This window comes from Corynebacterium axilliensis (assembly GCF_046097495.1).
GTDB lineage: Bacteria > Actinomycetota > Actinomycetes > Mycobacteriales > Mycobacteriaceae > Corynebacterium.
On the sequence record NZ_CP175768.1, the window covers coordinates 1,403,630 to 1,417,981 of the forward strand.

Annotated in this window: 12 protein-coding genes; 5 read left to right on the forward strand and 7 right to left on the reverse strand. The window is 65.1% G+C overall.

Annotated features, from left to right (window positions below):
• Positions 1–89 precede the first annotated feature (89 nt).
• The 3 genes from purM to ACKFR8_RS06905 are packed head-to-tail and all read right to left on the reverse strand — an operon-like array spanning position 90 to position 3,109.
• Positions 90–1,142, reverse strand: a complete 1,053-nt coding sequence (purM, locus tag ACKFR8_RS06895; protein ID WP_408929548.1) for a phosphoribosylformylglycinamidine cyclo-ligase — start codon at positions 1,140–1,142, stop codon at positions 90–92.
• A 40-nt stretch (positions 1,143–1,182) separates the two neighbouring features.
• A complete protein-coding gene (purF, locus tag ACKFR8_RS06900; protein ID WP_408929549.1) occupies positions 1,183–2,694 on the reverse strand; it encodes an amidophosphoribosyltransferase in 1,512 nt (503 codons plus the stop codon).
• A 10-nt stretch (positions 2,695–2,704) separates the two neighbouring features.
• The gene (locus ACKFR8_RS06905; RefSeq protein WP_408929550.1) at positions 2,705–3,109 is read right to left on the reverse strand and encodes a sterol carrier family protein; all 405 of its coding nucleotides are present in this window, start codon (positions 3,107–3,109) and stop codon (positions 2,705–2,707) included.
• Between the two features lie 33 nt (positions 3,110–3,142).
• On the opposite strand from ACKFR8_RS06905, the gene ACKFR8_RS06910 reads away from it, so the two are divergent.
• Positions 3,143–4,165: an acyl-CoA thioesterase gene (locus ACKFR8_RS06910; RefSeq protein WP_408929551.1), complete on the forward strand. Its 1,023-nt coding sequence runs from the start codon at positions 3,143–3,145 to the stop codon at positions 4,163–4,165.
• Positions 4,166–4,172: 7 nt separating this feature from the next.
• On the opposite strand, the gene ACKFR8_RS06915 is transcribed toward ACKFR8_RS06910, so the two are convergent.
• Together ACKFR8_RS06915 and ACKFR8_RS06920 are read right to left on the reverse strand one after the other, a co-directional pair.
• Complete coding sequence (locus tag ACKFR8_RS06915) at positions 4,173–5,117, reverse strand: MaoC/PaaZ C-terminal domain-containing protein (protein WP_408929552.1); 945 nt, start codon at positions 5,115–5,117, stop codon at positions 4,173–4,175.
• Positions 5,118–6,449 carry a 3-oxoacyl-ACP reductase gene (locus ACKFR8_RS06920; protein WP_296132737.1) on the reverse strand — a complete coding sequence of 444 codons (1,332 nt, stop codon included), beginning with the start codon at positions 6,447–6,449 and terminating at the stop codon, positions 5,118–5,120.
• Positions 6,450–6,634: 185 nt separating this feature from the next.
• Here ACKFR8_RS06920 and ACKFR8_RS06925 point away from each other — a divergent pair, with 185 nt between their 5' ends.
• Positions 6,635–7,933: an acetyl-CoA C-acetyltransferase gene (locus tag ACKFR8_RS06925; protein ID WP_296132735.1), complete on the forward strand. Its 1,299-nt coding sequence runs from the start codon at positions 6,635–6,637 to the stop codon at positions 7,931–7,933.
• 52 nt (positions 7,934–7,985) lie between these two features.
• On the forward strand, positions 7,986–10,049 hold the full coding sequence (locus tag ACKFR8_RS06930; RefSeq protein ID WP_408929553.1) for an acyl-CoA dehydrogenase family protein: 2,064 nt from the start codon (positions 7,986–7,988) through the stop codon (positions 10,047–10,049).
• Positions 10,050–10,138: 89 nt separating this feature from the next.
• Here ACKFR8_RS06930 and ACKFR8_RS06935 read toward each other — a convergent pair whose 3' ends face one another.
• A complete protein-coding gene (locus tag ACKFR8_RS06935) occupies positions 10,139–11,143 on the reverse strand; it encodes a LysR family transcriptional regulator (RefSeq protein WP_408929554.1) in 1,005 nt (334 codons plus the stop codon).
• Positions 11,144–11,213: 70 nt separating this feature from the next.
• Between ACKFR8_RS06935 and ACKFR8_RS06940 the strand changes: the two genes are divergently transcribed.
• Positions 11,214–12,230 (forward strand): TDT family transporter, encoded by a 1,017-nt coding sequence (locus ACKFR8_RS06940; protein ID WP_408929555.1) that lies wholly within the window; start codon positions 11,214–11,216, stop codon positions 12,228–12,230.
• Positions 12,231–12,243: 13 nt separating this feature from the next.
• Here ACKFR8_RS06940 and ACKFR8_RS06945 read toward each other — a convergent pair whose 3' ends face one another.
• The gene (locus ACKFR8_RS06945) at positions 12,244–12,924 is read right to left on the reverse strand and encodes a PAQR family membrane homeostasis protein TrhA (protein ID WP_408929556.1); all 681 of its coding nucleotides are present in this window, start codon (positions 12,922–12,924) and stop codon (positions 12,244–12,246) included.
• A gap of 260 nt (positions 12,925–13,184) precedes the next feature.
• On the opposite strand from ACKFR8_RS06945, the gene ACKFR8_RS06950 reads away from it, so the two are divergent.
• Positions 13,185–14,222, forward strand: a complete 1,038-nt coding sequence (locus ACKFR8_RS06950) for an alpha/beta hydrolase (protein ID WP_408929557.1) — start codon at positions 13,185–13,187, stop codon at positions 14,220–14,222.
• Positions 14,223–14,352: the final 130 nt, after the last annotated feature.

The window sequence follows — 14,352 nt, forward strand, 5'->3', positions numbered from 1 at the left end:
GCTTTACGCTCTGGGCGTTCATCACACAGGCCGGCAGCCTTCCTCCCCTTTCAGGGAGTGGCTGCCGGCCTGTGGCGTAGTGTCAGCGCTTAGAATCCGGGGTGCTCACCGGTCATGAGAACGCGGGACTCGCCCTCGGCGGACTCGCGGACCGTGCCCAGCTCCCAGGCCTCGACGTGGCGGGCGGCCATCATGGCCAGCGCGCGCTCGCGGTCCTCCGGAGCCACCACGGCGATCATGCCCACGCCCATGTTGAAGGTCTTCTCCATCTCCTCCAGCGCCACCTTGCCCACGGAAGAAATGGTCTTGAAGATCTGGCCCGGCGTCCAGGTGGAGCGGTTCACCTCTGCGGTCAGGCCCTCCGGAATGACGCGCTCCAGGTTGCCGGCCAAGCCGCCGCCAGTGACGTGGCAGAAGGTCGACACCGCGCACTCAGAGGTCAGTGCCAGGCAGTCCTTGGCGTAGATGCGCGTCGGCTCCAGCAGTTCCTCTCCCAGCGTGCGGCCGAGGTCCTCCATGTAGCCGTCGAGCGGAAGCCCTGCCTGCTCCAGCAGCACGTAGCGCGCCAGGGAGTAGCCGTTGGAGTGCAGGCCGGAGGACTGCATGGCAATGAGGACGTCACCCTCGCTCACCTTGTCCGGCCCCAGCAGTTCGTCGGCCTCGACAACGCCCACCGCGGTGGCGGACACGTCGTACTCATCCTTGCCCATCACACCGGGGTGCTCGGCGGTCTCTCCGCCCAGCAGGGCCGCTCCGGCCTGGACGCAGCCCTCCGCGATGCCCTTGACAATGTCCGCGACCTTCTCCGGCACGACCTCGCCCACGGCGATGTAGTCCTGCAGGAAGAGCGGCTCCGCACCGCACACCACGAGGTCGTCGACGCACATGGCGACGAGGTCGATGCCAATCGTGTCGTGCTTGTCCATCGCCTGGGCCACGGCCAGCTTGGTACCCACACCGTCAGAACCGGCGGCCAGCACCGGCTCCTTGTACTCCCCCAGCTTGAACAGTCCGGCGAATCCGCCGAGGCCGCCCATGACCTCCGGGCGGGAGGCGCGCTTGGCGTGCGGGGTAATTAGCTCTACGGCGCGGTCGCCTTCTTCGATGTTGACGCCTGCTGCTGCGTAGGTGTTTTCGCTCATGTGTGACACGGTCCTTCTGGTGATGAAATCCGGGTGGGAACTAGTGGGTAGTGGAGCCCTGCAGGGTGCGCACGGCCTCCGCGTTGGGGTTGCCGGCGGGCAGGCCGAGCGGGTACTTGCCGTCGAAGCAGGCGCAGCACAGCTCGGCGCGCGGCTGCTCGGTGGCGGCCACCATCTCGTCGATGGACACAAACCCCAGGGAGTCCGCGCCGATGGCGGTGCAGATGGTCTGCGCCACCTCCTCCGGGTCGTCCGAGGGGTTGGCGTTGGCGATGAGCTCGCCCGGGGAGGCAAAGTCGATGCCGTAGAAGCACGGCCACTTCACCGGCGGCGAGGCAATGCGCACGTGCACCTCGGCCGCGCCGGCCTCGCGCAGCATCCGGATGAGCGCGCGCTGCGTATTGCCGCGGACGATGGAATCATCCACCACCACGATGGATTTTCCGTCGATGACCTCGCGCAACGGGTTGAGCTTGAGGCGGATGCCCATCTGGCGCTGGGATTGGGTGGGCTGGATGAAGGTGCGGCCCACGTAGGCGTTCTTCACCAGGCCATGCGCGAAGGTCAGGCCGGACTCGCGGGCGTAGCCCACGGCGGCGGGGTTACCGGACTCCGGGACGGGGATCACCATGTCCGCGTCGGGTGCCGGGTACTGCCGCGCTAGACGACGTCCAATTTCCACTCGCGTCGCATTGACCGACCGGCCCTTGATGTCCGTATCCGGGCGGGCCAGGTACACGTACTCGAAGACGCAGCCGTGGCGGGTCGGTTCCGCGAAGCGCTCGGAGCGAATACCGGTCTCATCGATGGCGACGAGCTCGCCGGGTTCGATTTCGCGGATGAATTGCGCGCCCACGATGTCGAGCGCGCAAGTCTCGCTGGCCACGACCCAGCCGGTGCTCAGGCGGCCCAGCGACAGCGGCCGCACGCCGTGCGGGTCGCGCGCGGCGTACAGGGTGTGCCCGTCCGTAAAGGTCAGGCAGAACGCCCCTTTGACGTCGGGAAGCAACTGCAGGGCCGAGTCGAAGACGGTGGTGTCCTCCGAGACGCCGTCGGCCAGCAGCATGGACAGGCACATCGAGTCCGACACGGACTCCTCGTGCGGTTGGATGAGCCCGCGCTCCACGGCCTCCGCACGCAGCTCCAGGTAGTTCACCAGGTTGCCGTTGTGCCCCAGGGCAATGTCGACGCCGCTGGGGGACGTGCCGAACATCGGCTGCACGTTGGACCATTCCTTGCCGCCCGCGGTGGAATAGCGGGTGTGGCCCACCGCCACGTTTCCGTGGAGCGAGCTCAGAATGGACTCGTCGAAGACATTGGAGACCAGCCCCATGTCCTTAAAAACGACGATGCGGTCCTCATCGCCCACCGCAATACCCGCGGCCTCCTGACCACGGTGCTGCAGGGCGAACAGTCCGAAGTACGTCAGCTTGGACACTTCCTCCCCCGGGGCCCAGACTCCGAAAACGCCACACTCTTCGCGGGGCTCCGGATCCTGGGTGGGATCCGTGGACAGGGGTGTGCTCTTGTTGGGGTCGTGTTCAGCTACCACGGCGCTTATCCTAGCGGTTCCGGTCTGCGAAAACTAACGGAATGATGGGCAACCACCCGGCGATCTCCTGGGAACGGGAGCCGGAGACCTCCACGCCCGGACGCGCCAGCGCGTCTTCCCAGCCCAGTACCCCCGTGGCCAGCTGGAGCCACGTCAGGGGGTCCATTTCCACCACATTTGGTGGGGTACCTCGGGTATGGCGCGGCCCCTCGATGCACTGTACTGCCACAAATGGGGGGACCCGCAGCTCCACCGAGTGGCCCGGCGCGTCCGCCTCCAGGGTGCGGGCGGTGCTGCGCGTGGCAAGGGCGAGGGCGGCGCGACCTGGTTTTTCTGTATCTTCGGGGCGCTGAATCCACTCCGCAATCGCCTCGACGGCGGCGCGGGTGGTGGCGGCGTCTACAGCCTTCTTCATAGTTAGACCACTCCCCCTGCTAGTTTGTTATCCATGTCACCAAGCCTTTCGGAAGAAAAGAATACTGTCCCTACCGGGAAGTCCCCGGCCATCACTCTGCGCTTTATGGCCGCCCCCACCGACCTCACCATCGCCGGCGCCCAAGGCATTGGCGGCGGGCGCGTCCTGGAGTGGATCGATAAGGCGGCGTATGCCTGCGCGGTGCAGTGGTCAGGGACCTACTGTGTGACAGCCTACGTGGGCCACATTCACTTCACGCGCCCGATCCCCTCCGGCCACCTCGTGGAGGTGCGCTCCCGCATCGCGATGACGGGGCGCTCCTCCATGCACATCGTCAATGAGGTGCTCTCCGCCGACCCGCGCGACGGCATCTTCACCCGCGCCTGCGACTGCCTGGTTATCTTCGTGGCCAAGGACACCGAAACGGGCAAGTCCGTGCCGGTGCCGGCCCTCACCCCGGAGTCCACGGAGCATCAGCGCGTGTGGGAAGCTGCGCAGTCCCGCATTGAGCTGCGCAAGGCCATCGAAGAAGAGATGGAAAAGCAGACTTATGACGGCCCCTCCGACGCCCCGCGCATGATCAACCGTTTCCTGGCCAAGCCCACCGACGTCAACTGGGGCGGCAACGTCCACGGCGGCACGGCCATGGAGTGGATCGATGAGGCGGCTTCTGCCTGCACGATGGAGTGGTCGGGCGAGCACACCGTGGCCGTGTACGCGGGCGGCATCCGCTTCTACCAGCCCATCCACATCGGTGACCTCATCGAGGTCGACGCCCGCATGATGCGCACCGACGCTCGCTCGATGCAGATGTCGGTGCACGTGCGCTCCGGCAACCCCCGCGGCGGCCGCGAACACCTCAAGACCGCCATCCACGCCACAGTCTCCTACATGGCTATGGACGCCGACTGGCAGCCGATGGCCGCCCGCCAGTTCATCCCCCGCACCGAGGAGGATAAGCGCCTGTGGGAGCACGCCGGTATTCTTCGCGGGCTGCGCGGCAAGTACTCGCCGAAGCCCCTGGTGGTGGCGCCGAAGCACCAACACCTGGACTAATGAGCTGCTAGGCCACAGGCTCCACGCGGGCAGCCACGTGCAGCGCGCTGGGGTCCTTGGCCTTCCGCAGCGTCATCTCCCGCGCCCCCGCGTAGCTAGCTGCGGCACCGCTAGCGCCAGCCGGCGCCACGTACACGCCTGTGGTGGCTGGCAGGATGACTGGCTTGTAGAAATCCGCGGTGATGCGGGTGGCACCACGCGTGGCGCCCTCGAGCACGGACAGCATCCGCGCGTGGGTGTACATGCCGTGCGCGATGGTGGCCGGGAAGCCGAAGAGCTTGGCTCCTACCTTCGAGACGTGAATGGGGTTCTTGTCCCCGGAGGCCTCGGCGTAGACGCGCGTGCCCTCGGGGCTAAACCTCAGTGTCGCGGTCGGGGCTACCCCAGCCTCCGGTTCCGCCGGGAAGTCGAGGAAGCGCTCCGCCTCCGGGCGGGTGGTGAGCTCCTGCGGGGTGTCCTTGGTGAACTTCGCGCCCTGGCCCAGAAAAGCAGAGGTCTGGCGCCAAATCTCTTCGCCGTCCACGCTGTAGGTGGTCACCATATCGATGACCAGGCCCTTGCGGTGCGGGCGGAGGTTTTCCGCGTGGACTGCGATGTCCAGTGCGTCATCGACGCGCAGCGGTCGCGTTTGCTCGATGCGGTTAGAAAGGTGCACAACCCCTAGCGCTGGGAACGGGAAGTCCTTCGCCGCCATGACCTTAATAGCCAACGGGAAGGCCAGGGCGTACGGGTAGGTCGCGGGCAGCTCGTTGCCCAGGCGCAGGCCGGTGGCCTGGCAGTAGCGCGCGAGGTGCTCTGCGTCCACGTGCACGCCGTCGACGCGGAAGGCGGTCTGCGGATTGGCGGTGGTGCGCTTCCCCGCACCCAGCCCCGGCACCGGGACCGCACCCACCATGAGCGTGCGGTAGAGGGCGGACAGGTCAGGAATCTCGTTGAGGGTGGTGTAGTTCATTTAGGCTCCCATGAGGTTCTGGCCGCAGACGCGGACGGTGTTGCCGGTAACCGCGGCGGAGGCGGGGGCAGCGAAGAAAGCGACGGTCTCGGCCACGTCCACCGGCTGGCCGCCCTGCTGCAGGGAGTTGAGGCGGCGTCCGATCTCGCGCGGGCCGGTCGGCATCGCAGCGGTCATCGCGGTCTCGATGAAGCCCGGGGCCACGGCATTGACGGTGGATCCGTTGTCTGCCAGCTCGTCACGGAGGGCATCTACCAGGCCGATGATGCCCGCCTTGGTGGTCGCGTAGTTGGTCTGGCCGCGGTTGCCGGAAATACCGGCCATGGAGGACACGCCAATGACGGCCGCGCCCGGCGCAAGAGAACCGGATTCGAGGAGGTTCTCAGTGATGCGCACAGGGGCCAGCAAGTTGACGGCTAGGACGGCGTCCCACTGCCCCTCGTTCATGTTGGCCAGCAGCTTATCGCGGGTGATGCCGGCGTTGTGCACGATGACGTCGATAGCACGCCCGTGACGCTCCTGCGCATGCTGCGCAATCTTGTCGGCGGCCTGCGGGTCGGTGACGTCGAGCGGCAGCGCGGTGCCCTTGACCTGGTTGGCAGTCTTGGCCAGATGCTCGCTGGCCTGCGGGACGTCGATACAAATGACGTCGGCGCCGTCGCGGGAGAGCACCTCCGCAATGGTCGCGCCAATACCGCGGGCGGCGCCAGTGACGACGGCGAGGCGGCCGTCGAGCGGCTTCTCCCAGTTGGCAGCTTCAGGCGCCTGCGCGTGGGCGGCAACGCGGACCACCTGACCGTCGACGAACGCCGATTTACCGGAGAGGAAGAAGCGCAGGGTGGATTCCACCTCCGCGGTGGCGGCCGGGTCCGCCCACACCAGGTTTACGGTGCCGCCCTTGCGCATTTCCTTCGCCAGCGAGCGGGTGAAGCCTTCGAGGGCGCGGGCGGCAATGCGGGCGTCGATAGTCTCGGCGGCCTCGGGGGTGGTTCCCACCACGACGATGCGTGCGCACGGCAGGAGGCTGCGCAGCTGCGGGTGGAAGAAGTCATAGAGCTCGCGCAGCTGCTCCGGGGTCTCCAGGCCGGTGGCGTCGAAGACCAAGGCGGCGCGCTTGGCCTCCGCCGTGGTGTCGATGATCTGGTAGTCCACGGCCAGCTGGGAGCGCAGGTACTCGGCCACGCGGGCGGTGCCGACACCGCCGATGACGATGGGGCCGTCGAGCGCCGGTTCACCTGCCTGGTGACGGCGGAGGGGGTAGCCCTGCGGCACACCCGCCTTGGCGGCAAGCGGGGAGTTAATGAGCTTCTCAGCGAGGGTGACGTGCGGCATGTGTGGTCGCAATCCTTTCTTGAATCTTCACAACCTTGCGAGCTTTGTTGCCCTGGTTGCAAGGTTAGTTAATTGAGTGATAGAACTAACACTATCACTTTAGTTGTGATGCGAAACTCTCAACGGGGTTCACTACCCCCTCCCACCGAGACGATTCGCGCTGAACCACTTGCGAAGGAGCCTTAATGACCACCCCCCAGCACCGCGTAGCCATTCTGGGCGGCAACCGAATCCCGTTTGCCCGCTCCAACAAGCAGTACGCACACGCGTCCAACCAGGACATGCTCACCAGCGCGCTCGACGGCCTGGTCGCGCGCTACGGGTTGCACGACGAACGCCTCGGCCTCGTGGCGGCCGGCGCGGTGCTCAAGCACTCGCGCGACTTCAACCTCACCCGTGAGACCGTCCTCGGCTCCGCTCTGGACTCCCGCACCCCGGCGCTCGACGTCCAGCAGGCCTGCTGCACCTCGCTGGCCGCCGCTATCCACGTGGGTGATGCCATTGCACAGGGCCGCATCTCCGCCGGCATCGCCGGCGGCACGGACACCACGTCCGATGCTCCGCTAGCCGTCAACGACACCCTGCGCCGCACCCTGCTGGGCCTGACCCGCGCGAAGACCGCTGCGCAGCGCGCACAGCTCATCGGCTCCATCCGCCCCTCCCAGCTCGCTCCGGAACAGCCGCAGAACGGCGAGCCGCGCACCGGCCTGTCCATGGGTGAGCACGCCGCCATCACCGCGCGCGAGATGCACGTGTCGCGCGAGGCCCAGGACGAGCTCGCCTTGGCCTCCCACCAGAACCTCCACAAGGCCTGGGAGGAGGGCTTCTTCACCGACCTGACCACCGGCTTCCTCGGCGTCAACCGCGATACCAACCTGCGCCCGGACTCCTCCCTGGAGTCCCTGGCCAAGCTCAAGCCGGTCTTCGGCAAGCGCGACGCGGAGCAGCACGGCGCCCAGGCCACCATGACGGCGGGCAACTCCACGCCGCTGACCGACGGCGCCTCGGTCGCCCTCCTCGGCTCCGAGGAGTGGGCCGCCGAGCACAACCTCGAGCCGCGTGCATTCCTCGTAGACTCCGAAACCGCCGCTGTCGACTTCGTCCACGGCCCGGACGGCCTGCTCATGGCACCGACCTACGCCGTCCCACGCCTGCTGGAGCGCAACCACCTCTCCCTGCAGGACTTCGACTTCTACGAGATTCACGAGGCTTTCGCCTCCCAGGTCGTGGCCACCCTGTCCGCCTGGGAGGACGAGACCTACTGCCGCGAACGCCTGGGCCTGCCCGGCGCGCTCGGCCCCATCGACCGCTCCAAGCTCAACGTCAAGGGTTCCTCCCTGGCCGCCGGGCACCCGTTCGCCGCAACTGGCACGCGCATCCTGGCCACCGCCGCCAAGATCCTCGAAGAAAACGGCGGTGGCCGCGCCCTCATCTCCATCTGCGCCGCCGGCGGCCAAGGCGTCGCGGCCATCGTCGAGCGCTAAGCAGACCTCACTCGACAGAACTCCCCAGAACGCAACGAAAAAGGAAACCACCATGGCACTCTCCAAGTCTTTCGACACCACCCGCGAGGCAGAGTCTCCCAAGGCTCCCAAAGCTGAAGCCCGCAGTCCCCGCCGCCTGCCCACCACAGCGAAGCCCGGCGTGGCGACGGAGCTGGGCGCGCTTCTCGACGGCCCCAATGCCTCCTTCCGCGACGACCTGCGCTCCTTCCTCAACAACCCGGAGCTCTTCCCACACCCGGAGCTGTCCCTGGAGCAGCAGCGCGAGCACACCTTCAACAACCTGACCAAGGTCCGTGACTTCGGCGGTTTCACTTACGGCCTGCGCCGCGCCCACGGCGGCGAGGGCAAGCCGAACCTGGCAACCTTCACGCTCGAGGGCCTGGCCTGGGTTGATGGCTCACTGGCCATCAAGTCCGGCGTGCAGTGGGGCCTGTGGGGAGGTGCTCTGGACCAGCTCGGCACCGAGCGCCACATCGAGTGGGTCAAGAAGGCCGCAAACCTGGAACTCCCCGGCTGCTTCGCCATGACCGAGCGCGGCCACGGCTCCGACGTGCAATCCCTGGAGACCACGGCCACCTACGATCCGGAGACCGACGAGTTCGTCATTAACGCCCCCTCCGATACCGCGGTGAAGAACTACATCGGCAACGCCGCCAAAGATGGCCGCGCCGCCGTCGTCTTCACCCAGCTGATCACCCCGGGCAACGAGGGCCGCTCTCACGGCGTCCACGCCATCATCGTGCCCATCCGCGATGAGAACGGCAACGAGCTACCGGGCGTTACCTTGGGCGACCACGGCCACAAGGGCGGCCTCGTAGGCGTCGACAATGGCACCCTGCGCTTCGACCACGTCCGCGTCCCGCGTGAGAACCTGCTCAACCGCTTCGCAGACGTCGATGAGAACGGCAAGTACTCCTCCCCCATCGAGTCCAAGAACGCCCGCTTCTTCACCATGCTGGGCACCCTCATCCGCGGCCGCATCGGCGTCTCCGGCGCCGCCGGTGCTGCCACCGAGGCTTCCCTCGACATCGCCATCCGCTACGCCAACCGCCGCCGCCAGTTCGAGGGCGCAACCGGCGCGGAGAAGCGTCTCATCGAGCACCGCCAGCACCGCCGCCGCCTTCTCATCCCGCTGGCCCGCACCTACGCACTGCACCTGCTGTACAACCAAATTCTGGAGCGCTATCAGGAGCAGAACGACCAGCACGAAGCCGGCACCTGGTCTGTCACGGAGCCGACCGAGGAGCAGAAGTTCGCCTCCCGCGAGATGGAATCGCTGGCTGCCGCCATCAAGTCCGCCCAGACACAGCACGCCAACCGCACCATCCAGGAGTGCCGCGAGGCCTGCGGCGGCGCCGGCTACATGTCCGAGAACCGCCTGACCACCTACCGTGCGGACGCCGACGTGTTCGCTACCTTCGAGGGCGACAACACCGTCCTCATCCAGATGGTGGGCAAGAACCTGCTCACCGCCTACGGCCGCGAGATGAACGACATGAGCCCGTGGGACACCGTGAAGTACGCGGCCTCTACCGCCACCGACGTGGTGCGCCGCCGCTACGGCTTCACCACCCGCCTGCAGGGCCTGGTGGACCGCGTGAACCCGTCGGAAGCATCGCTGTTCGATGCCACGTACCAGGCCAAGCTTATCGACGACCGCGCCCAGTCCGTCCTCTACTCCCTCGTCCGCCGCATCCAGCCGGCGCGCAAGGCGGATAAGGTCCAGGCCGCCGCCATCGTGGACCAGTGCCAGGACCACCTCATCGCCGCCGGCTGGGCCCGCGTGGACACCTTGCTCGTGCAGGCCATGATTGAGGCAGAGGAGCGCCTCGAGGAGGGTTCGATGGCTCGCCAGGTCTTCGAGCAGTTGCGCCACCTCTTCGTCTTCGACACCATCGTGCAGCACGCCGGCTGGTACCAGGAGCACAACCTCATCCCGGCCGGCCGCATCAAGGCCGCTCGCGCCGCCATCAATGACCTCGTCGATTCGCTGGCCCCGTGGTCCGTCGTGCTCGTGGATGCCTTCGGCGTCCCGTCCGAGGTTCACAACATTCCGATGCTGAACGAGGCCGGTGTGGATCCGCTCCACACGTAAGCAACGTTCCCACCGTTCAGAACGCACCCCGCTCGCGGGGTGCGTTCCCTGGTTTTTACCTATCCTGGCCTGACTTCGAGTCCCCTGGGCTAGGCCCTCGCCCCTTCCGCATAGTCCACGAGAAAACGCAGGAACTGCTGGGCGGGATCGGAAAGTCGGTTCTGTGAGCTCCACACGGCTCGTAGCGGACGGTCAAAACTAATACCAGCCACCGGTACTTCTACATACTCACCCGTCTGCAGCTGGGACGCGACCGCACGTCGTGCAATTATTCCAGGAGCTCCTAAAGCACCAATGGCGGTACGTTGCGCGCCCAGAGAGCCGAACTCTCCCGCCGGCGAGGCGAGCGTCCCCAGCACATTAGTGACAACTTCGCGGGTTCCGCTTCCTTGCTCACGCAACACCAGAGGCGTGGATTGCAACTCCTCTTTAGTCACCGCCGCTATCTCAGGGACCGATGTGGAAACTTCAGTACCACCTGATTGACGGGGAGCATTCGTTTCGGCCCAGCGATGTGCAGCAGGGACAACCACGACCAACTCATCATGCCCGACCACACGCTGATGGAGCTCATGCGCCACCCAGTTGCCTTCAACAATGGCTAGTTCGGCATTGCCTTGAACAATGTGATTCTGCGCCTCCCGGCTGTTGAGCTGACGCATGTGCAAATGGGTATGCGGGTAAGCACGCTGATAGGCTGCAGCCCAGCGAGGATAGTCCACTTCGGCGATCGTATGAGAAACCACTAATTTGACTTCCTCGGTGGGACTTCCGCCTACGGCAATCTCGAGACCCCGCGCACAGTCGTCCAGGGCACCGTGCAGACCTTCGAGCACACGAATGATCCGGCTCCCCGCCTCCGTGGGGAAGCTACCTGAGGCTCCTCGCCAAAAAATGCGTTGACCTAAGCGCTTTTCAAGTTTTGAAATACGCGTACTCACCACTTGCTGGGAGACCCCCAAGTGTTGAGCGGCCTTATTCATACCCCCATACCGAGCTACGCCAAGCACTGCATCAACTGTAAGCGCGTCGGGAACGTAGCCGCGCCGAACTGGAAAAAATCCATCGCTACCATTATTTCGCATGGGGTACATTCATTTATTGTAACCCCGCTCGGTTTGTGCGCTCTCCCGCTTCGTCACGGCAGTGCCTAGCCTGAAATCCATGCTAAAAATTCGCGATGAGATAGAACTCCCACCTCTAGGTCCTGCCTGGGCTGGCTCGCTCATGGGCCTATCAATCTCATCGACCCTCATCAACATTCATCTGACACCAGTTGTGGGTCGGCTGCCCGCCGCATTCATGCTTGGGATTGCAACCTCTCTAGCCCTAGCGCTCTTGATCGGCTTCTTGAGAAACCGCGTTCCTGGATTTCACTCCACTGAAATGGCATCGTGGGGTATGGCTTCAATGGGCATCCTCGCCTTGGGGAGCGCCTTCTCCGGTGTTTTCACTGCTTGGACAATCCATGCGCTGTGTTGGGGAGTGGGAACCGTTCTTGGCATCGTTACCTGCCTTCGATTTCTCCATTTCCTTCTTTTCACACGCCCCTCTGGGCCGGCATTTACCTGGGGATTGCCCCTCGTAGCACCCATGGTTGCCGCCACGTCCTCAGCGCAATTGACACCACATGCTGGTGAGTGGGCTTCGGTCGTCCACGGTATCGGCTTGGCCTGTTTTGTACTGGCCTGGACTACCGCGGTACCCACGTTTACCTTCGTCTACCTGCGCACTTTTCCAAAGCTTCCCACCAGCTTCGCCGCCACTGCTTGGATCCCGCTCGGCTTGGTCGGCCAGTCCACCGCAGCTGCGCAGCTACTCGCTGGTGACAAATTGCTCACTGGTGATCAATGGCGCCTTCGAGCTGCGGTCTACGGCGCTGCGATGCTCAGCCTCGGCGTCCCGTTAGCGGTTTATGCCATCACCAAACACTGGGGGGCAGTCCTGGGTAGCACTTCAATGTCCTACAACCCCTCGTGGTGGGCCAGTACTTTCCCTGTAGGCACGTGTTGCCTCGGTACTCATGCCTTGTCCACACAAAGCACTCCGCTGTCGTGGAACGTGGAATGGTTGGATGCGGTCAGCGCCGCCCTGCTTATTCTGCTTCTTGTTCACGTCATGTGGGCGGCCTTCGGTGCTGCCGCAATCACGTGGAGGAGAACTCGCAGCTCGTACCGTTAAGACTTATACACCCCTAGACCACAACCATCCAGATAGCCACCATGTGCACCACCGCGGCGGCAATCGTCGCGGTGTGGAAGTGCTCGTGGTAGCCATACCAGCGGGCGTTGCGCCCCGGCCACTTGAAGCCGTACATGAGCGCGCCCACTGAATAGACCACCCCGCCCGCGAACAGCAGCCACACCACGGCCGGGCTCGCGGAGTGCCATAGGTTCGGCAACAGCGGCAGAATGAGCCAACCCAATACCAGGTAGACCACCACATCCAGCCACCGCGGGTGATTGATCCACACCAGGTTCAGGACAACACCCATGATGGCGCCTACCCACGCCGCGGTCAGCATCCATAGCGCCTGGGTCGGCTCCAGGACGATGGCACACAGCGGCGTGTACGTCGCGGCGATAAAGACGGAAATGGTGGCGTGGTCCGCCCGGCGCCACCACTGCACCGCCCGCATGGTCACCCACGGCCAACGGTGGTACAGCGCTGAGACCGCGAAGAGGCCCACGACGCCCACGCCGTAGACCGTCACCGCGAGCCCCTGCCACCACGGCAGCGTCATCCACGCGAAAGTAATGAGCACGGTGGAAGCAATCACGGAAAGGATGGCCGCGAAGAAGTGTCCCCAGCCGCGCGTGAGTGGGCGCGGGCCGCGGTCCGCCATCCAATAGCTCCGCTGGATGAGCTGCTCCATGCTGCTGTCCTGGCGCACAGGGGCTTCTACAACGGGAGGTTCGTGCCTGGAGGATATGTGAGTACTGGGTGCGTTCATAGTGAGGGGCCTTGCCTTGCCGGAGATGCGGGTCATGCGCATAACGCATTTACCCCCAAAACTTACGTAACCGTAAATATACGGCTGCGCGCTACGGCAGACAAGGGTAGCGCGAAAGTTCCCACGAGATTTCCACCAATTTTTACAGTTCGCAGGCGTGAACAACGTAAACTACGCACATTATGTTTTCCTCTGCCTCAAGTTCTCGCCGCGCCGCGGCACTGTTCGCGGCTGCCTTGGTGGGGTTGGGGGTGGCGTCGGCAAGCACTGGCGTTGCTGCCGCCCAATCCAGCACCATCGGTGAGGTCTCCTCCCGCGCGACCAACCCGCAGCCCTGGCTGGGCAACCAGCCCTTCATCACCTCCAAGCGCCACGTAGGAGGCAACCACTGGGTGGTGGACGTGTGGTCCCCAGCCAACCGTGCGGTGGTGTCCAATAACGTCCTGCTTCCCCCGGGCGATCAGCCGCGTCCCTCCTTCTACCTGCTGCCCGGCGTGGAGGGCGGCCAGGCGGGCATGAACTGGATGACCCACTCCGATATCGGCCGGTGGGCAGTAGGCAAGAACGTCAACGTGGTAATGCCACTCGGCGGTGCCTACTCCCTCTACACCGATTGGAATGCCGAGGACCCAATCCTGGGAGTCAATAAGTGGAACACCTACATGACCACTGAGTTGCCTCCGCTTATCGACGCCGAATTCCACGGCACCGGCCGCGATGCCATCGGCGGCATTTCTTCTACCGGCGGTGCTGCACTCGACATCGCCGGCCACGCCCCGCAGCGCTACAAGGCCGCGGCCTCCTACTCCGGCTGCCCGGTGCGCTCCGGCGCGATTGGTTTCCCCACCTCCACCGCGATGATCGCCTACGGCGGCGGCTCCTCACTGAACGCGTGGGGCCTGCCAGGCTCCCCGCAGTGGTTCGAGCACGACCCCAACGCCAACCCCGGTCGCCTGCGCGACGTCGAGGTCTTCGTAGGCTCCGCCTCCGGCACGCCCGGCCCCATCGACGGCACCACCAGCCCCGTCCAGTGGCTCGGGCCCCGCGCGGTGGAGACGGTAGCCAACCAGTGCTCCGAGGAATTCACCCGCAACGCCCGTAATGCCGGGGTACGCGTGAACCGCTACTTCAGCCCCCAAGGTTCGCACACCTTCAACCTTTTCTCCCACCAGATGAAGCTGAGCTGGGACCAGACCATCGCCCGCGCGATTGGCGCCTAAATAGTAGCAGGTTGCCACTTCACTAAGGGCGCGATTCCCCAGCGCTGCCACAACCTCGGATGAACAACTAGACATTCAACGTGCACGTCTACCTGCAAAATGGGATTGCCGCATGTCAAGGTCCTGCGGT

Coding starts and splice junctions, on each gene's coding strand:
- purM (WP_408929548.1), bottom strand. CDS start 1,142: ATGAGCGAAAACACCTACGCAGCAGCAGGCGTCAACATCGAAGAAGGC.
- ACKFR8_RS06905 (WP_408929550.1), bottom strand. CDS start 3,109: ATGAAGAAGGCTGTAGACGCCGCCACCACCCGCGCCGCCGTCGAGGCG.
- ACKFR8_RS06910 (WP_408929551.1), top strand. CDS start 3,143: ATGTCACCAAGCCTTTCGGAAGAAAAGAATACTGTCCCTACCGGGAAG.
- ACKFR8_RS06915 (WP_408929552.1), bottom strand. CDS start 5,117: ATGAACTACACCACCCTCAACGAGATTCCTGACCTGTCCGCCCTCTAC.
- ACKFR8_RS06920 (WP_296132737.1), bottom strand. CDS start 6,449: ATGCCGCACGTCACCCTCGCTGAGAAGCTCATTAACTCCCCGCTTGCC.
- ACKFR8_RS06925 (WP_296132735.1), top strand. CDS start 6,635: ATGACCACCCCCCAGCACCGCGTAGCCATTCTGGGCGGCAACCGAATC.
- ACKFR8_RS06930 (WP_408929553.1), top strand. CDS start 7,986: ATGGCACTCTCCAAGTCTTTCGACACCACCCGCGAGGCAGAGTCTCCC.
- ACKFR8_RS06935 (WP_408929554.1), bottom strand. CDS start 11,143: ATGTACCCCATGCGAAATAATGGTAGCGATGGATTTTTTCCAGTTCGG.
- ACKFR8_RS06940 (WP_408929555.1), top strand. CDS start 11,214: ATGCTAAAAATTCGCGATGAGATAGAACTCCCACCTCTAGGTCCTGCC.
- ACKFR8_RS06945 (WP_408929556.1), bottom strand. CDS start 12,924: ATGGAGCAGCTCATCCAGCGGAGCTATTGGATGGCGGACCGCGGCCCG.
- ACKFR8_RS06950 (WP_408929557.1), top strand. CDS start 13,185: ATGTTTTCCTCTGCCTCAAGTTCTCGCCGCGCCGCGGCACTGTTCGCG.